At 69.7% G+C, this 19,237-nt stretch carries 26 protein-coding genes; 23 read left to right on the plus strand and 3 right to left on the minus strand.

Features of this window, described 5'->3' with window-relative positions; genetic code table 11:
* Positions 1 to 172 precede the first annotated feature (172 nt).
* The 11 genes from ASF31_RS01735 (at position 173) to ASF31_RS01785 (ending at position 7,775) form a co-directional block, all read left to right on the plus strand.
* Positions 173 to 751: a TetR/AcrR family transcriptional regulator gene (locus ASF31_RS01735; RefSeq protein WP_055753027.1), complete on the plus strand. Its 579-nt coding sequence runs from the start codon at positions 173 to 175 to the stop codon at positions 749 to 751.
* Complete coding sequence (locus ASF31_RS01740; protein ID WP_055753028.1) at positions 748 to 1,086, plus strand: multidrug efflux SMR transporter; 339 nt, start codon at positions 748 to 750, stop codon at positions 1,084 to 1,086. The genes ASF31_RS01735 and ASF31_RS01740 overlap by 4 nt, the downstream gene beginning before the upstream one ends.
* 40 nt (positions 1,087 to 1,126) lie before the next feature.
* The gene (locus tag ASF31_RS01745) at positions 1,127 to 1,588 is read left to right on the plus strand and encodes a YcgN family cysteine cluster protein (RefSeq protein ID WP_082464958.1); all 462 of its coding nucleotides are present in this window, start codon (positions 1,127 to 1,129) and stop codon (positions 1,586 to 1,588) included.
* Positions 1,589 to 1,704: 116 nt separating this feature from the next.
* Positions 1,705 to 2,145 carry a hypothetical protein gene (locus ASF31_RS14365; RefSeq protein WP_156355821.1) on the plus strand — a complete coding sequence of 147 codons (441 nt, stop codon included), beginning with the start codon at positions 1,705 to 1,707 and terminating at the stop codon, positions 2,143 to 2,145.
* A complete protein-coding gene (locus ASF31_RS01755; protein WP_082464959.1) occupies positions 2,063 to 3,289 on the plus strand; it encodes a DNA-packaging protein in 1,227 nt (408 codons plus the stop codon). The genes ASF31_RS14365 and ASF31_RS01755 overlap by 83 nt, the downstream gene beginning before the upstream one ends.
* A gap of 32 nt (positions 3,290 to 3,321) precedes the next feature.
* Complete coding sequence (locus ASF31_RS01760; RefSeq protein WP_055753031.1) at positions 3,322 to 3,609, plus strand: hypothetical protein; 288 nt, start codon at positions 3,322 to 3,324, stop codon at positions 3,607 to 3,609.
* Positions 3,609 to 4,736, plus strand: a complete 1,128-nt coding sequence (locus ASF31_RS01765) for an SGNH/GDSL hydrolase family protein (protein WP_055753032.1) — start codon at positions 3,609 to 3,611, stop codon at positions 4,734 to 4,736. The genes ASF31_RS01760 and ASF31_RS01765 overlap by 1 nt, the downstream gene beginning before the upstream one ends.
* 38 nt (positions 4,737 to 4,774) lie before the next feature.
* Positions 4,775 to 5,845: an acyltransferase gene (locus ASF31_RS01770; protein WP_082464960.1), complete on the plus strand. Its 1,071-nt coding sequence runs from the start codon at positions 4,775 to 4,777 to the stop codon at positions 5,843 to 5,845.
* Between the two features lie 126 nt (positions 5,846 to 5,971).
* Positions 5,972 to 7,144 (plus strand): phage portal protein, encoded by a 1,173-nt coding sequence (locus tag ASF31_RS01775; RefSeq protein ID WP_082464961.1) that lies wholly within the window; start codon positions 5,972 to 5,974, stop codon positions 7,142 to 7,144.
* Positions 7,141 to 7,371, plus strand: coding sequence for a hypothetical protein (locus tag ASF31_RS01780; RefSeq protein ID WP_055753034.1), 231 nt, complete (start codon positions 7,141 to 7,143; stop codon positions 7,369 to 7,371). Before ASF31_RS01775 ends, ASF31_RS01780 begins: the two co-directional genes overlap by 4 nt.
* Positions 7,368 to 7,775 carry an HK97 family phage prohead protease gene (locus tag ASF31_RS01785; RefSeq protein WP_055753035.1) on the plus strand — a complete coding sequence of 136 codons (408 nt, stop codon included), beginning with the start codon at positions 7,368 to 7,370 and terminating at the stop codon, positions 7,773 to 7,775. The genes ASF31_RS01780 and ASF31_RS01785 overlap by 4 nt, the downstream gene beginning before the upstream one ends.
* On the opposite strand, the gene ASF31_RS01790 is transcribed toward ASF31_RS01785, so the two are convergent.
* A complete protein-coding gene (locus ASF31_RS01790; RefSeq protein WP_055753036.1) occupies positions 7,762 to 8,580 on the minus strand; it encodes a hypothetical protein in 819 nt (272 codons plus the stop codon). The two genes, ASF31_RS01785 and ASF31_RS01790, sit on opposite strands and share 14 nt — an antisense overlap.
* Positions 8,580 to 8,858, minus strand: coding sequence for a hypothetical protein (locus ASF31_RS01795; RefSeq protein WP_156355822.1), 279 nt, complete (start codon positions 8,856 to 8,858; stop codon positions 8,580 to 8,582). Before ASF31_RS01795 ends, ASF31_RS01790 begins: the two co-directional genes overlap by 1 nt.
* 45 nt (positions 8,859 to 8,903) lie before the next feature.
* Here ASF31_RS01795 and ASF31_RS01800 point away from each other — a divergent pair, with 45 nt between their 5' ends.
* The 8 genes from ASF31_RS01800 to ASF31_RS01830 all read left to right on the plus strand — a co-directional run bounded on the left by ASF31_RS01800 (position 8,904) and on the right by ASF31_RS01830 (position 12,816).
* Complete coding sequence (locus tag ASF31_RS01800; RefSeq protein ID WP_055753038.1) at positions 8,904 to 10,142, plus strand: phage major capsid protein; 1,239 nt, start codon at positions 8,904 to 8,906, stop codon at positions 10,140 to 10,142.
* Positions 10,143 to 10,363: 221 nt separating this feature from the next.
* Positions 10,364 to 10,627 (plus strand): head-tail connector protein, encoded by a 264-nt coding sequence (locus tag ASF31_RS01805; protein WP_055753350.1) that lies wholly within the window; start codon positions 10,364 to 10,366, stop codon positions 10,625 to 10,627.
* A complete protein-coding gene (locus ASF31_RS01810) occupies positions 10,624 to 10,920 on the plus strand; it encodes a phage head-tail adapter protein (RefSeq protein WP_200918525.1) in 297 nt (98 codons plus the stop codon). The genes ASF31_RS01805 and ASF31_RS01810 overlap by 4 nt, the downstream gene beginning before the upstream one ends.
* On the plus strand, positions 10,917 to 11,327 hold the full coding sequence (locus ASF31_RS01815; protein WP_055753039.1) for a DUF3168 domain-containing protein: 411 nt from the start codon (positions 10,917 to 10,919) through the stop codon (positions 11,325 to 11,327). The genes ASF31_RS01810 and ASF31_RS01815 overlap by 4 nt, the downstream gene beginning before the upstream one ends.
* On the plus strand, positions 11,327 to 11,737 hold the full coding sequence (locus tag ASF31_RS01820; protein WP_055753040.1) for a phage major tail protein, TP901-1 family: 411 nt from the start codon (positions 11,327 to 11,329) through the stop codon (positions 11,735 to 11,737). Before ASF31_RS01815 ends, ASF31_RS01820 begins: the two co-directional genes overlap by 1 nt.
* 90 nt (positions 11,738 to 11,827) lie before the next feature.
* Entirely contained in the window at positions 11,828 to 12,121 is a 294-nt protein-coding gene (locus ASF31_RS01825) for a GTA-gp10 family protein (protein WP_055753041.1), read from the plus strand.
* A gap of 43 nt (positions 12,122 to 12,164) precedes the next feature.
* On the plus strand, positions 12,165 to 12,302 hold the full coding sequence (locus ASF31_RS14190; protein ID WP_369814627.1) for a phage tail assembly chaperone: 138 nt from the start codon (positions 12,165 to 12,167) through the stop codon (positions 12,300 to 12,302).
* Positions 12,292 to 12,816, plus strand: a complete 525-nt coding sequence (locus ASF31_RS01830; protein ID WP_055753042.1) for a phage tail tape measure protein — start codon at positions 12,292 to 12,294, stop codon at positions 12,814 to 12,816. Before ASF31_RS14190 ends, ASF31_RS01830 begins: the two co-directional genes overlap by 11 nt.
* Positions 12,817 to 12,870: 54 nt before the next feature.
* Here ASF31_RS01830 and ASF31_RS01835 read toward each other — a convergent pair whose 3' ends face one another.
* Positions 12,871 to 13,572: a DUF805 domain-containing protein gene (locus tag ASF31_RS01835; protein ID WP_055753043.1), complete on the minus strand. Its 702-nt coding sequence runs from the start codon at positions 13,570 to 13,572 to the stop codon at positions 12,871 to 12,873.
* A gap of 97 nt (positions 13,573 to 13,669) precedes the next feature.
* Between ASF31_RS01835 and ASF31_RS01840 the strand changes: the two genes are divergently transcribed.
* From ASF31_RS01840 to ASF31_RS01855, 4 genes are read left to right on the plus strand one after another with little or no spacing between them, the layout of a single operon-like run.
* Entirely contained in the window at positions 13,670 to 14,281 is a 612-nt protein-coding gene (locus ASF31_RS01840; RefSeq protein ID WP_055753044.1) for a DUF2460 domain-containing protein, read from the plus strand.
* A gap of 3 nt (positions 14,282 to 14,284) precedes the next feature.
* Complete coding sequence (locus ASF31_RS01845; protein WP_055753045.1) at positions 14,285 to 14,971, plus strand: DUF2163 domain-containing protein; 687 nt, start codon at positions 14,285 to 14,287, stop codon at positions 14,969 to 14,971.
* Positions 14,972 to 14,988: 17 nt separating this feature from the next.
* Complete coding sequence (locus ASF31_RS01850) at positions 14,989 to 15,447, plus strand: NlpC/P60 family protein (RefSeq protein ID WP_235551216.1); 459 nt, start codon at positions 14,989 to 14,991, stop codon at positions 15,445 to 15,447.
* A gap of 4 nt (positions 15,448 to 15,451) precedes the next feature.
* Positions 15,452 to 19,150: a glycoside hydrolase/phage tail family protein gene (locus ASF31_RS01855; RefSeq protein ID WP_055753047.1), complete on the plus strand. Its 3,699-nt coding sequence runs from the start codon at positions 15,452 to 15,454 to the stop codon at positions 19,148 to 19,150.
* Positions 19,151 to 19,237 lie beyond the last annotated feature (87 nt).

Genomic DNA, 19,237 nt, shown 5'->3' on the forward strand with positions numbered 1-19,237 from the left:
GCGCGGTGGAGGGGGCGGAAACGGGTGTGATCTAAGGGTTGTGATGCAGATATTCCACCTGAAAGGTCTGTGGGGTGTTCGCCCCCTCCACCGCTTCGCGGTCCCCCTCCCCCGTGAACGGGGGAGGATCAGCCTTGGTTGACAGTTACCGTCCGGTTGGTATGTAGCGCAGATGGACAGCATCACACGCCGTCGCGCGCCCGACGACACCCGCGCCGAGATCATCGAAAAGGCCCTGGAGGTCGCCGCCGAGCTGGGTGCGTCAGGCTTTACGCTGGATGCGGTGGCGGCGCGGACGAGCGTCAGCAAGGGCGCCCTGCTGCATCATTTCCCCAGCAAGATCGCGCTGTTGGAGGGGATGGTCGATCATCTTGGGCGAATGCACACGGACACGATCCTGGCCGAGGCGGCGCGCGATCCAGAGCCCTATGGCCGGAATGCGCGGGCCTATCTGAGAGCGACGGTCAATGAGCCGGTGACGCCGCAGGACGTCAGCATCGGACGGGTCATCATGGCCGCCTGCGCCATTGATCCGGCGTTGGCGCAACGCTGGAATGGCTGGGTCGAAAGGGTGAAGGTGGACGATCCCAGCGATCCGGTCGGGGCCGACGACGCCCTGATGCTGAGGCTGATCGCGGACGGATTGTGGATGTCGGACCTGTTCGGCACGCATGCGGTATCGCCGGAGCAGAGGAGGGCGCTGCTGTCGCTGCTGACGCCCGGCCATCCCATCACGGCGAATGACGCATGAGTCCGGTGACATGGATGGCGCTGCTGGGCGCCATCGCGTTGGAGGTGGCGGGCACGACGATGTTGCAGGCCTCGCAGCAGTTCACGCGGGCCTGGCCCACGGCGGGGATGGCGGTCTGCTACGGCCTGGCCTTCTATTTGCTGTCGATCGCCTTGCGGCAGATGCCGGTGGGGATCGCCTATGCGATCTGGAGCGGGCTGGGGGTGGTGCTAATCTCGGTGATCGGGACGGTGGTGTTCCGCCAGCGGCTGGACCTTCCGGCGATGGTCGGGCTGGCGATGATCGTCGGCGGAGTGGTGGTGATCAACCTGTTCTCCAAGACGGTCGGGCATTGAGGCTGTGACAAGCGGCGGCGCGGCGCGTATGAGGCGCGCCATGCAACCCTACTGGGAAACCAAGACCTTGGCCGAGATGTCGCCTTCCGAGTGGGAGGGGCTGTGCGACGGGTGCGGGCTGTGCTGCGTGATCCGGTTCGAGGACGAGGATACGGGCGAGGTCATTCCGACGCGGGTGCATTGCAAGCTGTTCGACCCCAAGGCCTGCGCCTGTTCGGACTATGCGAACCGCAAGGCTCAGGTGCCGGACTGCATCAAGCTGACGCCCGGAAACATCGAGGCGCTGGAGTGGATGCCCAAGTCGTGCGCCTATCGCCGGCTGCACGAGGGGCGGCCGCTGGCCAAATGGCATCATCTGATCTCGGGCAGTCGCGAGACGGTCCATACGGCGGGCGTGTCGGTGCGGGGGCAGACGATTTCGGAGCTGTCGCTGGCCGAGCCGGAGGATGCGCTGGATTTCGAGGCGCCGGAATGGACGGTCGAGCGAGGCCGGGAGCGATAGGTTAGCACCCCCTAGCCAGCGCAATGACGCTGGTTGAAAGGCTGCGAAAACAAGCCGTTGGCGAATTATGTGGGCGTTCTTCCGGCCTGAGGACGCTGGTCCGCTATGGTTTGGGCATGACGGGAAATCAGGACGACGAAGAGGGCGGCTGCGGCGGCGCGCGCGAAACGGCTGCGTCCTGCGTCGGGTGGATGGAGCCCCTGTTCCTGATGATGAAGGCCAAGATCGAGGAGACGGCCAAGAGCGTCTGCGAGACGGACGTCAAGGACGCCGCCGTCGCCGAGAAGGTCGCGCGCCAGATCGGCGTGATCGCGCGGTCGGCCAAGGCGGTCGAGGCGATGCGGCTGCTGTGCCTGAGCGACAACGAAGAGGACGAGATGGGTGGACGAACCTACGACCCCGCCGAGGACGAGCGAATCCGACGAGAGTTGCTCGTCGAATACGAGCGGATCGACAGCATCATCGAGAGAAAGGATGCTGAAGCCGCTGAACGGGCGCGAGCTAAGGCTGAAGCGCAATCATGCGCGGCTGCTGGAGCACCAACACAAGCCGCGTGACCTCGACCTTAAGACCTGGCTGCTGTTGGGGGGACGAGGGTCGGGCAAGACTTTCGCCGGGTCGGTCTGGATCGACATCATGGCGCGCGAACTGCCCGGCATCACCCTGGCCCTGGTCGGCCCCGCTCTGCACGATGTGCGCGAGGTGATGGTGGAGGGGGCGTCGGGGATCAAGACGCTGGCTGAGCCGGGCGACCGGCCGCGTTGGGAAGCGGGGCGGCGTCGGCTGGTGTGGAAAAATCAGTCGGCGGCCTATGCGTTTTCGGCCGAGGATCCCGACAGTCTGAGGGGGCCGCAGTTTCATGCGGCCTGGGCGGACGAGTTCTGCGCCTGGCGACGGCCGGAAATGGTGCTGTCGAACCTGAGGTTCGGACTGCGGCTGGGGGGCTCGCCGCTGCTGGCGGTGACCACGACGCCCCGGCCGATCCCGGCGCTGAGGCGGTTGATGGCCGAGGCCGGGACGGTGACGGAGCGGGCGGCGATGGCGCTGAATGCGCAGAACCTGTCGCCCGGCTTTCTGGCGCATCTGAACGACGTTTATGGCGGGACGCGGCTGGCGGCGCAGGAGCTGGAAGGCATGGTGGTGGAGGGGGAGGGCGCCCTGTTCCGCATCGCGGACCTGAAACGGGCCAGGGGTGCGCGGCCGGCCGAACTGGACCGGATCGTCGTGGCGGCCGACCCGCCGGCGACCGCGACCGGCGACGCCTGCGGCATTGTGGTCGTGGGGCGAAAAGGTCGCCAGGCCTTCGTGCTGGCGGACCGGACGGTGCAGGGGCGCTCGCCCCAGAGCTGGGGCGGGGCGGTCAGCGCGGCGGCGCACGAGTTCGGCGCGCACGAGGTGGTCGCCGAGAGCAATCAGGGCGGCGACATGGTGCGCTCGGTCCTGGCCATCAGCGCGTGTCCTTGCCGGATCGAGATGGTCCACGCCTCGCGGTCCAAGGCGGCGCGGGCCGAGCCGGTGGCCCTGCTCTATGAACAGGGGCGGGTGGTCCACTGCGACGCCTTCCCGGCGCTGGAGGAAGAGATGCTGGCGCTGGGCAGCGAGGGCGGACCCAGCCCGGATCGGGCCGACGCCCTAGTGTGGGCGATCACGCGGCTGATGCTGGGGCCACAGTCGGCGGGGCCGAGATTACGGGGGCTTTAGAGCCTCAAGATTTCAACGACAGGAGAGACGATATGCCGGCCATTCCCGAGCGGGACGGATTGTTGAACCATGGACGCGATGCGGGCGGGCCGGCGAGGCGCGCGGCGGCGGTCACGCCCAGCGATACGGCCGATCTGACGACCTACGCCAAGGCGCTGTATGTCGGCGGGGCGGGCAATGTCCGTGTGCTGACGGTCGGCGCCGAGGATGGCGACGCCGTGACCTTCGCCAACCAACCGGTGGGGTGGCTGCCGGTGCAGGTGCGCCGGGTGCTGGCGACCGGGACGACGGCGACGCAGATCGTGGCGGCCTTCGACTGATGTCGGGGGTCGAGATCGGAGCGGCGACGGCGGCGCCGGGCGGGGTGCTGGGGAGGGCGCGGTTCTCCGTGCCCGACCTGCCCGTCTGGTCGGCGGCGGTCAGGACCATGCAGGCGGGCGGGCGCGAGGCGCGGCTGCTGTGCATCGGCGACAGCGTGACCCAAGGCTATGGCGCGGTCTCCGGCGGCTGGACGCCGAACGGTCGGGCGGGCGCCTGGCCCGAACGGCTGGCGGGGATGATGAGCGGGCGGGGCCTGCCGGCCTCGGCGGCGTCGGTGGCGGGCGCCGGGGCGGCGGATGGGGCCAACGGAGGCTATTCCAGCTATGACCCGCGCGTGACGATGGGCGCCGGGTGGGGCGTAAACGCCCTGACCGGGATGGGCGGCAAGCTGTTCTCGGGTGCGGCGTCGTCGACGGGCGTGTGGAGTTTTCAGCCCGACGGGCCGGTCGATCGGTTCGACCTGTGGGCCGTGACCAATACCGCGCTGGGGGTGCTGACGGTCGAGACGGACGGCGCAGTGCGGGCGACGGTGAACACCACCAAGGCGGCGTCGATGGAGGTCACGACCGTGGCCTTTCCCGAGACGACCGGGCCGGTGAGCGTGCGCTGGGCCTCGGGCGGGGCGGTGTTCATCGCGGGCGGGGTCGCGTGGCGATCGGACGTGCGGCGGGCGCGGGTGATCAATGCCGGATGGGGCGGGGCCAGGATCGCGGACTGGATCACGACGGACCAGCCGTACCGGGCCTATGGGTCGATCCCGGCGGCGGCGCCCGATCTGTCGGTCGTGTGTCTGACGATCAACGACTGGAATGCGGGGACGGCGGTCGCGACCTACAAGGCCGGGTTGGGCACGCTGGTGGATCGGTGCCTGACGACGGGGGACGTGCTGCTGATGACGGGCTGTCCGTCGGATCCGGCCCAGGGCAAGGCGAGTTATGCCGCGCAAACCGCGCTGCGAGATGCCGTTTTCGACGTCGCGGCGACGCGAGGGTTGGCGGCGCCCATCGACGGGACGGCCCTGTTCGGCGGCAGTTTCGCCGGCGGGCTGATGTTCGATTCCGTCCATCCCAATGCGGCGGGCCAGGCGAGGATCGCCGAGGCAATACGAGCGCGCGTGATGATCTGAGGTTGTCGCGCGCGCTCGCGCAGTGGTAACCGTGGCGGATGGGGGAGCGGTTCTACGGGTTGCAGGCGCTGCGGTTCGCGGCGGCGACGGCGGTGGTCGTCACGCACGCCGTGGATCTGGCCGGGACGCGGCTGGGGCTGGAGACGGCGCTGGGCGGCGGGCCGCTGGAGAACTTCGGCGCCGTGGGCGTGGACGTGTTCTTCGTCATCAGCGGCTTCATCATCGCCACGACGACGCAGGGTCAGACGGGCGTGGGCGCGGCCGGGGCCTTCCTGTGGCGGCGGTTTCGGCGGGTGGCGCCAATCTACTGGCTGCTGTCGCTGCCGATCCTGATCGGCATGGCGCGGGGCGGGACGCTGAGCCCGGAGGTGGCGGCGGCCACGTTCCTGTTCTGGCCGTTCAGCGGGCTGGAGATGACGTTTCCGACGCTGGGGCCGGGGTGGACCCTGTGTTTCGAAATGCTGTTCTACGCCGGGTTCGGCCTGGCCATAGCGGGCGGTAGGCGGGTCGGCTGGGGGCTGGTCGGGGCCTATGCGGCGATGCTGGTCGCGGGCTTGATCGTAGCGGCGCCGGTGCTGAGGTTCTGGGGCGCGCCGATCATTCTGGAGTTTCTGCTGGGCGTCGGGATCGCGTCGGTGTGGCGGTTCGCGCCGCGTGGGTTGGCGCTGTGGGCGGTCGGGCTGGCGGTGGTCGGGTTCGGGCTGGGCCTGGTCTTCGGCTATGGCGGCATCGACGATGTGCGGGCGCTGAACGATCCTTGGAACGGGTTGAGGCGGGCAGCGGTCTGGGGGTTGCCCAGCGCCCTGCTGGTGTTCGGCGTGGTGCGGATGGAGCGGACTGACGCGGCGCCGGGGCGGTTGGGGCGAGCGGCGGCCTTCATGGGGGATGCGTCCTACTCCATCTATCTGGTCCATGTGCTGGTCATCCGGGCCTTGGGGCGACTGTTCGAGAGCGGGATGGTCGCCCTGCCGGGGGATGCGGTGGTGGGGCTGACTGTGCTCGCCAGTCTGGCGGCGGGGGCGGTCGTCCACGTCTGGGTCGAGCGGCCGTTGCTGAAGGTGATGACACCCTCTCCCGCTGGGAGAGGGCTTGAGCGTCCGAGAGCGTAGCGATCGGTCAACGCGAAAGGGTGGGGGGCGCGCTCGTGCGGACTGGCACGCCGGCCGACCCTCATCCGGCTCTTCGAGCCACCTTCTCCCACTGGGAGAAGGGACAAGAAATCTGAGGAGATTGCGATGGTTTCGATCCGGTGGCCGTTCGGCCAGACGGGGCGCATGGGCGCGCCTGAGGGCAAGGAAAGCCGGGCGGGCGGGGTGATCGCCCTGTCCGGAGTGGGGCGGCCGCGATGGACGCCCAACGACTACGCCAGCCTGGCGCGCGAGGGGTATCAGAAGAATGCCGTGGCCTATCGCTGTATCCGCATGATCGCCGAGGCGGCGGCTTCGGCGCCGTTCGCGGTGTTCGTGGACGGGGTGCGCGACGATGCGCATCCGCTGGCAAAACTGATGCGTCGGCCCAATCCCGAGCAGTCGGGGGCAGAGATGATGGAGGCGGTCTATGGCGCGCTGCAGGTGTCGGGCAACGCCTATGTCGAGGCGACCGGCGATGCGGACGGGGACGCGGCGCCGGACGAGCTGTGGGCGCTGCGGTCGGATCGGGTGAAGGTGGTTCCGGGCCGGTCAGGCTGGCCCGAGGCCTGGGATTATTCCGTAGACGGACGGTCGGTGCGGATCGGGCGGGCGGCGGACGGCTGGGCGCCGGTGATGCACCTGAAGCTGTGGCACCCGCTGGACGACTGGTACGGGCTGTCGCCGCTGGAGGCGGCGGCGCAAGGGGTGGATGCGCACAATGCGGCGGGCGCCTGGAACAAGGCCCTGCTGGACAATGCGGCGCGGCCGTCGGGGGCGCTGGTCTATGGGGCGAGGAACGGCGAGCGGCTGACGGACGGTCAGTTCGAGGCGCTGAAGGATCAGTTGTCGAACGTCTATGCCGGGGCGACCAACGCCGGGCGGCCGATCTTGCTGGAGGGCGGGATGGACTGGAAGCCGCTAAGCCTGACGCCGGCGGAAATGGATTTCATGGCCGGCAAACATGCGGCGGCGCGCGAGATCGCCCTGGCCTTCGGGGTTCCGCCGCAGCTGCTGGGGATACCGGGCGATGCGACCTACGCCAACTATCGCGAGGCCAATGCGGCCTTCTGGCGACAGACGGTGATCCCGCTGGTGAGAAAGGCGGCGGGCGCGATGACGGGCTGGCTGGGCGAGCGGTTCGCGGGGTGCGAAATCCGGGCGGACCTGGATGCGGTCTCGGCGCTGCAGCCCGAGCGGGACGCCCTGTGGGCGCGGCTGGAGGCGGCGAGCTTCCTGACTGACGAAGAGCGTCGGCGGATGGCCGGGTTGGGGGCATGACCGAACATCATATCCGGCGCGTGCCGACGGCGCTGCTGATCGCCGTCGTTGTGCAGACGGTGGGCGGCCTGGTCTGGGCCGGGGGCGCCGCGGCGCGGATCGCGACGCTGGAACAGCGGGTCGGGGAGCAGAGGCTGGTCGCCGAACGGTTGGCGCGGCTGGAGGTCCAGGGCGAGGCGACGGCGGCGGCGGTGGAGCGGATCGAGCGGCGGTTGGATAGGAAATGAGCACCTTGGCGATCGAAGGCTACGCCTCGCTGTGGGGCGTGGCGGATCTGAACGGGGACGTGGTGCAGGCGGGGGCGTTTGCGGACAGTCTGGCCAAGACGGGGGCTGAGGGGGTGCGGATGCTGAACCAGCACGATGCGCGGGCGCCCGTCGGGGTCTGGGAACAGATCGTCGAGGATGCGCGCGGCCTGTTCGTGCGGGGCCGGATCGAGGACTGGTCGGCCGAGGCGCGGTTCGCCGGGGCGTTGAGCCGGGCCGGGGCGCTGGATGGGCTGTCGATCGGCTACCGCACGGCCCGGGCCCGGCGTCAGGGGCGGCTGCGCGTTCTGAGCGCGGTCGAGCTGTGGGAAGTGTCGCTGGTGACGTTTCCGATGCTCCCGGGGGCGCGGTTCAGTTTGGCTTGAGGGCCTGAAAGGCGCCGTTGCGGTCGAGGGTTTCGGCGAGGGCGGCCATCTGGGCGCGGCCCTTCTTGCCGTGGAGATAGCGCAAGACCCAGCCGGCGAGCACCAGGCCGAAGATCCAGCCGACGTGCAGCACGAGGTGGGCGAACAGGATGAAGACGGCCGCCAGCGCATAGGCGCCAAGATAGACCAGGGCCATCTGGCCGCCGCGCGAGGCCGTGGGATTCGACAGGCCGGCGATGATCTCGGCTACGCCCGGTGCTGCGGCGGCGGACGGCAGGGCGTGATCGGACGGCTTTGATGTCGGTTGGGGCGCGGGCCTGGATTGCGCTTTCGGTGCGGCTTGGGCGGCGGGCGCAGCGGCGGGTCGGGCGGCGGGTTTGGGCCTGGGCGGGATCGGATCCGGCGCGCGCCGGGCGGGACGGAAAAGGATCGAGCGGCCGGCTTCGTCGACGGTGAAGACCTCTTCGAAGGCGGTGGTGGAGAAGTCGATGGCGCAGGTGTCCTGGCCGTAGCTCTGGCCATGCAGGGCCGTCAGCCGGCCCTGGCGGAGCTCGATTTGGAAGCCGACGGGGTCGGGCAGGCCGGCGACCATCGCATGGACCGTGCCGAACAGGCCGGTGGCGTCCGGGTTGGCGATCGCGCGGTCCGCATCGACGACGATCTGGGAATAGAGGCCGGCGCCGGTGTTGCGACGCAGGCCCGGCGAACTGGCAGCGACCTGGGCGCGCAGGTCCGGCACGCTGTCGCCCATCTGCCAGATCATGGCGTCCATGACGGCGCTTTCGAGGGGCGTCAGGTGGGACATCAGATGTCGTCGTGAGCCTGCAGGCGATCAAGCGGGCCAAGTTTTGGCGGCACCGTCAACGCGGGCAGATGGGGCGAGAGAGCCCAAATCACGCAAGCAAAGGCCAACGTCGAGAAGAACAGCAATGATCGCTCGCCGTCGTCTATCCATCCCATCTCATTGCTGATCGACGAAGCGCAGAGTCCCAAAATCATCAGCCAGAATGCCCCGTTCCTCCAGTTGGAGAAGGGAACGAGGCGGCCCAATCCGGTGCGTGGGAGCTTTGCTGAAGCACTCATTCGCCGACCCTAACCGCAACAGGCGGTTCTTCAACCGGAGATATCATGAAAGAGACCAAACAGGCTTCGGGCCAGCCCGAGGCGCGCGATGTCGTGCGCGAGGTGATGGCGGCGTTCGAGGCGTTCAAAGGGGCGAACGACGCCCGGCTGGGCGAGATCGAGAAGAAGGCGGCGGCCGATGTGCTGCTGGAGGAGAAGGTGGCGCGCATCGACCAGGCGGTGGCCTCGGCCCAGGCGCGACTGGATCGGGTGATGAGCCAGAGCCGTCGTCCGGTGATTGGAGGCGAACCGGTGGAGCCCGCATCTGCGCCCGAGGCGAAGGCGGCGTGGGACGGCTATTTGAAGACGGGTCAGTCTCCTCATCTGGCGGGCGGTCTAGAGGTCAAGGCGGGTCTGTCGGGCGGGGCGACCTCGGGCGGCTATGTCGTGCCGTACGAGACCGAGCGGGCCATCGAGCGGTGTCTGATGGCGGCCAGTCCGATGCGCGAGATCGCGACGGTGCGCACCGTGGCGGCCGGCGTGTTCAGAAAGCCGGTTTCGACGGCGTGCGTGTCCTGCGGCTGGGTGGCGGAGACGGCCGCGAGGCCCGAGACGGACCCGGCGACCCTGGCCCTGTTGGAGTTTCCGTCGGCGGATCTCTACGCCAATCCGGCGGCGACGCAGGCCCTGCTGGACGACGCCATGGTCGATCTGGACGAATGGCTGGCGGCCGAGGTCGAGGACGCCTTTGCGGCGCAGGAGACCCAGGCCTTCATCAACGGCGACGGGGTGAACAAGCCCAAGGGTCTGCTGTCCTATCCGACCGTGGCGGACGCGGGCCAGGCCTGGGGCCAGATCGGTTCTGTCGCATCGGGCGCGGCGGGCGGGTTCGCGGCGACCAGTCCGGCGGATCGCCTGATCGACCTGATCTATGCGCCCAAGGCCCAGTACAGACCGAACGGCCGGTTCGTGATGAACCGCAAGACGGTCTCGGCCGTGCGCAAGTTCAAGGACGCGGACGGCAACTATATCTGGCAGCCGGCGACGCGGCTGGGCGAGACGGCTTCCTTGCTCGGCTATCCGGTGACCGAGATCGAGACCATGCCGGACGTGGCGGCGAACAGTCTGTCGATCGCATTCGGGGACTTCCAGCGGGGGTATCTGATCGTGGACCTGGCCGGGGTGCGGGTGCTGCGCGATCCCTATTCGGCCAAGCCCTATGTGCTGTTCTACACGACCAAGCGGGTCGGCGGCGGGGTGCAGAACTTCGACGCTGTGAAAGTGATGAAGTTCTCCGCGACGTAGTCGCGGAGGGGCAAGGTGATGAAGTTCAGCGCGAGCTGATGGTGACGGCGCTCGTTTCTCCCTCCCCCTGCGGGGGAGGGCAGGTCGCGTAGCGGCCGGGTGGGGGCGGCAGGGCGACCGGACTCGGATTGCGTGGCCCTCCCCACCCGGTCTCGCCTGCGGCTCGACCACCCTCCCCCGTGGGGGAGGGAGACGTCTGATTTTTTTCAATGGAGATTGCCATGGCGCAGCCGGTGACGGTGGCGGAGGCGAAGCTGTTTCTGAGGGTCGAGCATGAGGCCGAGGACGGGCTGATCCAGACCTTGATCGAGGCGGCCCAGGCGAAGGTCGAGGGGGATGTGGGGCTGGGGCTGACGTCCACCTCGCCGGCACCGTTGCGGCTGGCGATCCTGATGCTGGTGCTGCGGGCGTATGAGCGGGGCGAGACGGTCGAGGTCGAGCCGGTCGAGGGCTGGATCGCGCCTTATCGGGTGGTGAGGTTGTGAGGATCCTGGCGGGGCTGTTTCAGGCGGTCGAGGCCGAGACGCCTTACGGCGGGCGCAGCGTGACGTTCGAGGCGGTCGGGTCGGCCTGGCTGAAGTGCGGGGCACGTCGGCGGATCGAACGCGGCGAGGGGGATCAGCGGCGGTCGGTCGAGACGATGGGCGCGGAGGCGCGGGCGGATCCCCGGCTGTCGGTCGGACGGGTGCTGCGGTTCGGCGGGGCGGACTGGCGGATTGTCGGGGCGCAGGATGTGCGGCCGGGGCGGGCCAAGCTGGATCTGGAGCGGGTGCGATGAGGGATCACGAGAGCGCGCTGCAGAAGGCGGTGGTGGCGGCGCTGAAGGGCGACGCGGCGGTGCAGGCTCTGTTGGACGGACGGGTGTTCGATCAGGCGCCGGAAGTAGCTGAGTTTCCGCATCTGTTGATCGGGCGATGCGAGAGCCGGCCGGTGGCGGCAGACGGGGGCGGGGTCGAGCAGAGGCTGACGCTGACGGGCGTGTCGCGGTTCGCGGGGTCCGAGGAGGCCAAGGCGGTGGCGGCGGCGGTGCGCGCGTGTCTGCACGAGGCGGTGCTGGAGGCCGACGGCGTGCGGACGGCGACGCTGAGGGCGACGTTCGCGGATGTATTCCGGGCGGGCGACGGGCGGCGGACCTATGCGGTGGTGCGGCTGAGGGCGGTAACCGAGGAAGTGGGAGAAGGCTGATGACGGCACAGGCCGGCAAGGACATGCTGCTGAAGATCGAGGGCGCGCCGGGCGTGTTCACGACGGTGGCAGGGTTAAGGGCGAGGACCATCTCGCTGAACGCGAAGACGGTGGATGCGACGGACGGCGACAGCGCCGGGCGGTGGCGCGAGCTGCTGGCGGGGGCGGGCGTCAAGTCGGCGGCGGTGTCGGGACAGGGCATCTTTCGCGATGCGGCGTCGGACGCCCTGGTGCGCGAGGCCTTCTTCGATCAGGCGGCGAAGCGGTGGCGGCTGATCGTGCCGGACTTCGGCGTGCTGGAGGGGCCGTTCCTGGTGGCGGCGCTGGAATACGCGGGCGAGCACGAGGGGGAGGCGACCTTTGCGCTGAGCCTGGCCAGCGCGGGGGCCATTGGGTTCAGCGCGATATGAGGCCTCGTGAATGGTGATGCGTGAATCGTGAGGCGAGACATCGATCACGCATCACGATTCACCGCTCACGAAATCGAAATCGGAGATGTGATGAACGGCGTGCGGGGTGAAATGCTCGTTGAAATCGGCGGCGAGCGGCGGCGGGTGTGTCTGACGCTGGGGGCGCTGGCGGAGATCGAGACGGGGCTGGGCGTCGATGGGCTGGCGGCTGTGGCGGAGCGGATGAAGACGCTGTCGGCGAGGGATCTGATGGTGGTGCTGGCGGCGGTGTTGCGCGGGGGCGGGGAGACTGAGCCGGACGTGGCGGCGGTCGATCCGCGCGAGGCGGCGGTCGCGGTGGCGCAGGCGTTTGCGGCGGCCTCCTCCGGTCAAGCCGGAGGATGACGGGGTGATGCCCTGGGGCGAGATGCTGAGGCTGGCGGCGGCTATGGGCGTGGCGCCGGAGGCGTTTTGGCGGCTGTCGCTGAGGGAGTGGCGGATGTTGACGCAAGTCCCTCAGGGGACGGCGCCTTTAGGGCGCGACGGGCTGGCGCGATTGATGGAGGGTTGGCCGGATGGCGGATGAGTTCGGGCGGGACGGGATCGATCAGGTCGCGCTGAGAGCGGCCGAAGCCGGGGCGGCGCTGGAGGCGCTGAAGGCGCCGGCGCAGGATGCGGCTGACGCCATCCAGGAGGCGTTCGGGAGGGCGGGCGACAGCCTGACGCGATCGCTGGCGCGGGCGGCGGCGGACGGGGAGGTGTCGCTGGCCGAACTGGCGCGGGCGGTGCTGAATGCGGTCAATGCGGCAGCAGGATCGCAGGGTGGCGGGCTGAGCGCGGCGATCCAGTCGGTGATGTCCAGCTTCGGCGGGGCGCGGGCGGACGGCGGGCCGGTGCTGGGCGGTGCAGCCTATCTGGTCGGCGAGCGCGGGCCGGAGGTGTTTAGACCGTCGATGGGCGGCGAGATCGGGCCGGTCGGCGGTGGGGGCGTGACGGTCAATGTGGCGGTGGACGGCGGGGCGCCGGCCCTGCTGCGGTCCGAGGCGCAGATCGCCCAGATGCTGGCGCGGGCTGTCAGCCTGGGCGCAAGGCGGATGTAGAAACGCCGCCCCGTCGAGAACGGGGCGGCGCTGAGGGTGATCGGGCTCTGAGGCTTACTCGCCCTTCGGGTTCGGGCCGAAGCGGTTCTCGCCCTTCTGGCTGTCGGCGATGCCGATCCACAGCAGGAAGGCCAGGCCCAGCAGGCCGGCGATGGCGAACAGGCCGAAGGCCGGGCCCATCAGGGCGAAGACGGCGGCCGGGTTGCCCTCGTAATAGTCTTCCGAATAGCCGTTGGCGACGGCGGCGGCGACGACCATGGCGAAGCCGGCGAAGAAGGCCACGACCGAGCCGACCCAGGGGATGGCGATCAGCCAGCCGGTCTTGCCCATGTCGTGCAGGCGCTTCACCGAAATGGCCAGGTTGGGCCAGATCAGCACGATGCCCAGCAGATTGATGAAGGGGATCCAGCTGATGACGACGTTGACGCCCAGCAGGATCAGCCAGCCGATCCAGAAATGGCTACGGCGGATGCGGCCCTCGAAGGACAGGAATAGCTTCTGCCAGTCGAAGCCGGCGACGGCGGTCGAGGTCGAGCTGGCGTAGCCGCCGGCGACGCCGGTGGTGGTGGGCGAACCGGCCAGGATCAGGATCTGGGTGGCCGCGGCGCCTTCGGGCACGAAGTCGACGCGGACGCCGGCGGCGGGCACGGCCGGCGATTGCAGCGCGGCCGAGGTGAAGTCGTAACGGGCGCCGTCGTCGCCGCTGATCAGACCGATTCCGGTGGTGGTGTCGTAGCTGAGAATCTCGCCGCGCAAACGTGTCGCTCCCCTTGGGCATGCGGCCGAAGCTGGCCGCAATGCGACCATGAACGAGCGACGATCAGTGAACAAGTGAAAGGGAGGAAAGGTTCGCATGGCCTTTCATGAGGTGCGCCTGCCCGCGCGGCTGGCGTTCGGCTCGACCGGCGGGGTGGAGCGTCGGACGGAGATCGCGACGCTGGCCTCGGGGTTCGAGCGGCGATCGACGCCCTGGGCGCTGGGGCGCAGGCGGTATCTGATCGGGGCGAACCTGAGGTCGCTGGACGACATGGCCGAGTTGGTCGCCTTCTTCGAGGCGCGGCGGGGACGGCTGTACGGGTTCCGGTTCAAGGACTTCGCCGATTTCAAATCGTGCGCGCCGGGCGGGGTGGTCTCGGCTGAGGATCAGGTGCTGGGCGTCGGGGATGGGAAGCGCACCGCGTTTGGGCTGGTGAAGCGCTACGGCGATGTGGAGCGGCCGATCGCCAAGCCGGTCGGGGGATCGGTGCGGGTGGCGCTGGGCGGTGTTGAGACGACGGCTTTTATGGTCGATCTCGTGACCGGGCGGGTGACGCTGGAGCGCGCGCCGGAGGCGGGCGTCAGCGTGACGGCGGGGTTTCAGTTCGACACGCCGGTGCGGTTCGACAGCGATCGGATCGAGACGACGCTGGAGAGCTTCGAGGCCGGACGGATGGCGGCGGTTCCGCTGATCGAGGTTCGGGTCTGAGCCATGCGCGACATGCCGAACGAAATGGCCGCCCGCATCGAGAGCGGGGCGGCGACGCTTTGCCATGTCTGGCGGCTGGAGCGAGCCGACGGCGTGGTGATGGGGTTCACCGATCACGACCGGGACCTGATGGTGGACGGGGTCGTCTGTCGGGCGGCGAGCGGTTGGACGGCGGGGGCGGGCGAGAGCGCGGTCGGGCTGGCGGCGGGGTCGGTTTCGGCGGCGGGCGTGCTGGACGATGCGGCGATCGCTGAAGCGGATGTGGCGGCGGGTCTGTTCGACAAGGCGACGGTCGAACTGTGGCGCGTGGACTGGGCGCGGCCGGATCTGAAGGTGCGGTTGTGGTCGGGAGCGCTGGTGCGGATTCGGCGTCAGGGCTATTTGTCGCGCTATCGCCCTGCGGGCTGCTTGAGCGCAGGAGGCTTCGTCGCCGAGCTTGAGGGTCCGCTGTCGAAGCTGGAGCGGGTGGTCGGGCGGACCTATGGGCGGATGTGCGATGCGCGGCTGGGAGACCAGAGATGCGGGGTCGCGGAGCCGGCGGGGCGGGTCTGCGACAAGCGGTGGGAGACCTGCGTCGGGACGTTCGGGAATGGCGCGAACTTTCGCGGATTTCCGGATGTGCCGGGGGATGATTTTCTGACGGCCTATCCGGCCGGAAGTGCGCAAAACGACGGCGGGAGCCGGCGGTGAGGGGGAGCGCGGTGGTGGTGTCCGCCCGGTCCTGGCTCGGCACGCCCTATCGGCATCAGGCCAGCGTGAAGGGGTGTGGGCGCGGACTGTTGCGCGGGGTGTGGCGCGAGGTGGTGGGCGAGGAGCCCGAGGTCTTGCCGGCCTATTCGGCCGACTGGGCCGAGGTCGGCGGGCGCGAGACGCTGCTGGAGGCGGCGGGGCGGTGGATGCGGCCGGTTGCGGTCGATCAGATGCGGGCGGGCGACGTGTTGCTGTTTCGCATGTCGCCGGGGGCGGCGGTGAAGCATTGCGCCATCCTGAGCGGCGTCGGCGGGCCGGAGCCGAGGATGATCCACGCCTATTGGGGACGAGCGGTGGTCGAGAGCTGGATGGGCGTGTGGTGGCAAAGACGGCTGGCGGCCGTGTTCCGGTTTCCTGTCCCCGGTTCGGCCTTGGCGGCGTGCGCCGCCTCGTTGACCGAGGATGACGGAGTTTAAAGGCATGGCGCAAGTCGTTTTGAGCGCGGTCGGGCAGTCGATCGGCGGGCCGGTCGGGCGGGTGATCGGCTCGACCCTTGGGCGGGCGATCGACAATAGGGTGGTCGGGTCGCTGGGGCCGGCGCGGCAGGTGGGGCCGAGGCTGGAGACGTTGAAGGTTCAGGGCACGGCGGAAGGGTCGCCGATGGCCTGCGTCTTCGGACGGGCGCGGGTGACGGGTCAGGTGATCTGGGCGGCGCGGTTCCTGGAAAGCAAGTCCAAGGGCCGGGCGGGCAAGGGCGGTCCGAAGACGGTCGACTATGTCTATTCGCTGAGTTTCGCCGTGGCGCTTTGCGAGGGCGAGATCGACGGGGTCGGGCGGGTCTGGGCCGACGGGCGGCTGATGGACACGACCGGCGTGGTAATGCGGGTGCATCGCGGGGGCGACGGGCAGAGGGCGGATCCGTTGATCGAGGCGGTGGAACGGGATGCGCCGGCGTATCGCGGGACGGCCTATGTGGTGTTCGAGGACCTGTCGCTGGGGCCGTTCGGGGATCGGGTTCCGCAACTGAGCTTCGAGGTGTTCCGGCGACCGCGCGGACAGACGGTGCGGCTGGAGGACCGGCTGGAAGGGGTGTGCCTGATTCCCGGCGCGGGGGAGTTCGCCCTGGCGACCGAGACGGTGGTGCGCCGCGAGGGGCTGACGCGGACGACGGCGGAGAATGTTCATAACGGCGAGGGTCGGGCGGACCTGGTCGTGTCGCTGGATCAACTTCAGGCGCAGCTGCCGAACCTGAAACGGGTCAGTCTGGTGGTAGGGTGGTTCGGCAGCGACCTGAGGGCCGGGCATTGCGTCGTGCGGCCGGGGGTGGAGCGGCGCGAGAAGCCGACCGAACCGCTGGTCTGGTCCGTGGCGGGCGTCGCGCGCGATGAGGCCTATGAGGTCAGTCAGGTGGATGGCGCGCCGGCTTATGGCGGGACGCCGTCGGATGGGAGCGTGCGTCAGGCGATCCGCGAGCTGAAGGCGCGGGGGCTGGAGGTGACCCTGTATCCGTTCGTCTTCATGGATTGCCCCGGCTATCCGTGGCGGGGACGTGTGGCGGGCGTGGACGGGGCCGGGGCGACGGCGGAGATCGCGGCGCTGTTCGGCGGGACGGACGACTGGGGCTTGCGGCGGATGGCGCTGCACTACGCCCGGATCGCAGCGGATGAGGGGGCGGACGGCCTGTTGATCGGGTCTGAGATGCGGGGCGTGACCTGGACGCGGGATGCGGCCGGGGGCTTTCCGGCGGTCGATCAGTTCCGGGCACTGACGGCGGAATGCCGGGCGGTGGTCGGGCCGGGCGTGAAACTGTCCTATGCGGCGGACTGGAGCGAATATTTAGGACGGCAGTCGGGTGGGGAGGTGGTGTTTCACCTCGACCCGCTGTGGGCCGATGCGAACATCGATCATGTGTCGATCGACTGGTACCCGCCGCTGACGGACTGGCGAGCGGGCGACGGCGGGGTCGATGCGGCGACGTTCGGCGGGGCGGCGGACTCGGCCTATCTGGTGGCCGGCGTCGCGGGCGGGGACGGGTTCGATTGGTATTACGCCAGCGAGGCGGATCGGGCGGGGCAGGTGAGAACGCCCATCGTCGACGGGGCGCATGGCGAGGACTGGGTATTTCGGCCCAAGGACCTGAAAGGCTGGTGGTCGAACCGGCACCATGACCGACCGGGCGGGGTGCGGAGCGCTGTGTCGACGGCCTGGATTCCGGGGATGAAGCCGGTGCGGCTGTCAGAGTTCGGCTGTGCGGCGGTGGACCGGGGAGGCAATGCGCCGAACCTGTTTCAGGACGCCAAGAGCACCGAGAGCCGCCTGCCGCCGGGATCGACCGGCGCGCGTGACGACGCGGTGCAGCGGGCGGCGCTGGAGGCGGTGCTGGGGCATTATGCGACGGCTGAGAACAATCCGGTGTCCGCGGTTTATGGCGGGCGAATGCTGGAGGCGGCGGACGCCTGGTGCTGGGACGCGCGGCCTTTTCCGGCTTTTCCGGCGCGGGGCGATGTCTGGGCCGACGCAGGGGCGTGGCGCGCCGGGCATTGGCTGAATGGACGGCTGGCCGGCGACGGGCGCGATCTGGTCGAGGCGGTGCTGGCGCGAGGCGGATTGTCGCCTGACGAGATGGCGATCGAGGGCGTCGAGGGGGCGGCGGCCGGCTATGTCATCGACCGGCCGATGCGGACGCGCGATGCGCTGGAGCCGCTGCTGGCCGCGTTCGACGCCGTGGCGGCCGAACGCGGCGGGAAGGTCGCAGTCCTGGGGCGGGTGGAGACGGTGGTCGAGATCGCTGGCGAGGCGCTGGCCCTGCCCCATGACGGGGCGGCGGAAACGGCGACGCGGACGCTGGAGCCCAGGGCGGGCGAGGCGCGGGTGCGGTTCATCGACGAGACGGCGGACTATCAGACCGGTGCGGTGGTCGTGCGGTCGGACGATGCGGCGGCGACGGCGGGCGGGGTCGATCTGGACTTGCCGCTGGTGTGCGGCGGCGGACTGGCGAAGGCGGCGGCGCAGCGGGCGCTGGATGGCGAGGGCGTGGAGGCGAAGACGCTGGCGCTGGGGCCGCTGGAGGCCTTGCGGCTGGAGCCGGGTGACGGGGTGCGGCTGGAGGGTCGATCGGACGACTGGCGGGTGACGCGGGTCACGTCGGACGAGACGCCGTCAGCGGTGCTGGAGCCGGTGACGGCCCGGCGGGCAGTCGAGGATGACGGCGTCTGGCGCGGGGGTGAGACGCCGGCGGTGGTCGGGGCGCCGTTCCTGCGGGTGATGGACCTGCCGCCGCTGATGGGGCGCGAGGACGATGCGCGGCCGGTCGTCGTGGCGGCGGCAGAACCGTGGCGGATGATGCGGCTACACGCGGGAGCGTCGGCCGAGACGCTGAAGGCCCGCGCCGATGTAGATACGCCGGCGACAGTGGGGGTGCTGGTTCAGGCCCTAGCGCCGGGTGTGCGGCATCGCTGGGATGAGGCCAATGCCTTGGTGATGCGGATCGAGGGCGAGGCACCGGAGAGCGCGTTGGAGGCGGCGGTGCTGGGCGGCGGCAATGCGCTGGCGGTCGAGACGGCTGTGGGCTGGGAGATCGTGCAGTATCGGTCGGCGGAGCTGGTCGGGCCGGGGACGTGGCGGCTGACGGGTCTGTTGCGCGGGCAGCAGGGAACCGAGGTCGAGATGCGGGCAGGCGCCGGGGCGGGGACGGTCGTGATGTTTCTGGACGATCGGCTGGCGCGCGCAGAGATCGGGCGGGGCGAGCGAGGACTGCCGCTGGTCTGTCGCGCGGGACCGGCTGGCGCGGCGCCGGGCGGTGCGGGGTTCAGCGAAGCTCTGTTCGTGGCGAGGGGCGTGCATGATCGGCCGTGGTCGCCGTCTGGTCTGACGGTCGAGACGTCGGCCGAGGGTCTGGCGATCCGATGGACGCCGCGCGTGCGGCTGTTCGGCGACAGTTGGGATGGGGAACCGACAGCGGTCGATCCGATGCGGTTCCGGCTGCGCGTGTTTGATCATGACGTCGTGGTGCGGACGATGGAGGTCGAGGGGCTGTCGGCATCCTATTCTACGGCCGACTTGGCGGCGGACTTCCCAGACGGCGCGACATCGACGGCGCGGATCGCCGTGGCGCAGTGGGGCGACGGGTTCGGGTGGGGCCCAGAAGCGGAGGTGGATGCGGAAATCCGGCGGCTCTGACGAAATAGGGCGGGTCCAGCCCTTTGCGCGGGGCGGGGCATGGCTTAACTGACGGCCTCTCGACCTTTTTCAGCTGGAGCGACAACG

The sequence above is a fragment of the Brevundimonas sp. Leaf280 genome (genome assembly GCF_001422455.1).
In the GTDB taxonomy this organism is placed as follows: Bacteria; Pseudomonadota; Alphaproteobacteria; order Caulobacterales; family Caulobacteraceae; genus Brevundimonas.

Bases quoted from the DNA above. Each gene is read 5' to 3' on its own strand.
- ASF31_RS01735 (WP_055753027.1), top strand. From the start codon at position 173: ATGGACAGCATCACACGCCGTCGCGCGCCCGACGACACCCGCGCCGAG.
- ASF31_RS01740 (WP_055753028.1), top strand. From the start codon at position 748: ATGAGTCCGGTGACATGGATGGCGCTGCTGGGCGCCATCGCGTTGGAG.
- ASF31_RS01745 (WP_082464958.1), top strand. From the start codon at position 1,127: ATGCAACCCTACTGGGAAACCAAGACCTTGGCCGAGATGTCGCCTTCC.
- ASF31_RS14365 (WP_156355821.1), top strand. From the start codon at position 1,705: ATGACGGGAAATCAGGACGACGAAGAGGGCGGCTGCGGCGGCGCGCGC.
- ASF31_RS01755 (WP_082464959.1), top strand. From the start codon at position 2,063: ATGCTGAAGCCGCTGAACGGGCGCGAGCTAAGGCTGAAGCGCAATCAT.
- ASF31_RS01760 (WP_055753031.1), top strand. From the start codon at position 3,322: ATGCCGGCCATTCCCGAGCGGGACGGATTGTTGAACCATGGACGCGAT.
- ASF31_RS01765 (WP_055753032.1), top strand. From the start codon at position 3,609: ATGTCGGGGGTCGAGATCGGAGCGGCGACGGCGGCGCCGGGCGGGGTG.
- ASF31_RS01770 (WP_082464960.1), top strand. From the start codon at position 4,775: ATGGGGGAGCGGTTCTACGGGTTGCAGGCGCTGCGGTTCGCGGCGGCG.
- ASF31_RS01775 (WP_082464961.1), top strand. From the start codon at position 5,972: ATGGTTTCGATCCGGTGGCCGTTCGGCCAGACGGGGCGCATGGGCGCG.
- ASF31_RS01780 (WP_055753034.1), top strand. From the start codon at position 7,141: ATGACCGAACATCATATCCGGCGCGTGCCGACGGCGCTGCTGATCGCC.
- ASF31_RS01785 (WP_055753035.1), top strand. From the start codon at position 7,368: ATGAGCACCTTGGCGATCGAAGGCTACGCCTCGCTGTGGGGCGTGGCG.
- ASF31_RS01790 (WP_055753036.1), bottom strand. From the start codon at position 8,580: ATGTCCCACCTGACGCCCCTCGAAAGCGCCGTCATGGACGCCATGATC.
- ASF31_RS01795 (WP_156355822.1), bottom strand. From the start codon at position 8,858: ATGAGTGCTTCAGCAAAGCTCCCACGCACCGGATTGGGCCGCCTCGTT.
- ASF31_RS01800 (WP_055753038.1), top strand. From the start codon at position 8,904: ATGAAAGAGACCAAACAGGCTTCGGGCCAGCCCGAGGCGCGCGATGTC.
- ASF31_RS01805 (WP_055753350.1), top strand. From the start codon at position 10,364: ATGGCGCAGCCGGTGACGGTGGCGGAGGCGAAGCTGTTTCTGAGGGTC.
- ASF31_RS01815 (WP_055753039.1), top strand. From the start codon at position 10,917: ATGAGGGATCACGAGAGCGCGCTGCAGAAGGCGGTGGTGGCGGCGCTG.
- ASF31_RS01820 (WP_055753040.1), top strand. From the start codon at position 11,327: ATGACGGCACAGGCCGGCAAGGACATGCTGCTGAAGATCGAGGGCGCG.
- ASF31_RS01825 (WP_055753041.1), top strand. From the start codon at position 11,828: ATGAACGGCGTGCGGGGTGAAATGCTCGTTGAAATCGGCGGCGAGCGG.
- ASF31_RS14190 (WP_369814627.1), top strand. From the start codon at position 12,165: ATGGGCGTGGCGCCGGAGGCGTTTTGGCGGCTGTCGCTGAGGGAGTGG.
- ASF31_RS01830 (WP_055753042.1), top strand. From the start codon at position 12,292: ATGGCGGATGAGTTCGGGCGGGACGGGATCGATCAGGTCGCGCTGAGA.
- ASF31_RS01840 (WP_055753044.1), top strand. From the start codon at position 13,670: ATGGCCTTTCATGAGGTGCGCCTGCCCGCGCGGCTGGCGTTCGGCTCG.
- ASF31_RS01845 (WP_055753045.1), top strand. From the start codon at position 14,285: ATGCGCGACATGCCGAACGAAATGGCCGCCCGCATCGAGAGCGGGGCG.
- ASF31_RS01855 (WP_055753047.1), top strand. From the start codon at position 15,452: ATGGCGCAAGTCGTTTTGAGCGCGGTCGGGCAGTCGATCGGCGGGCCG.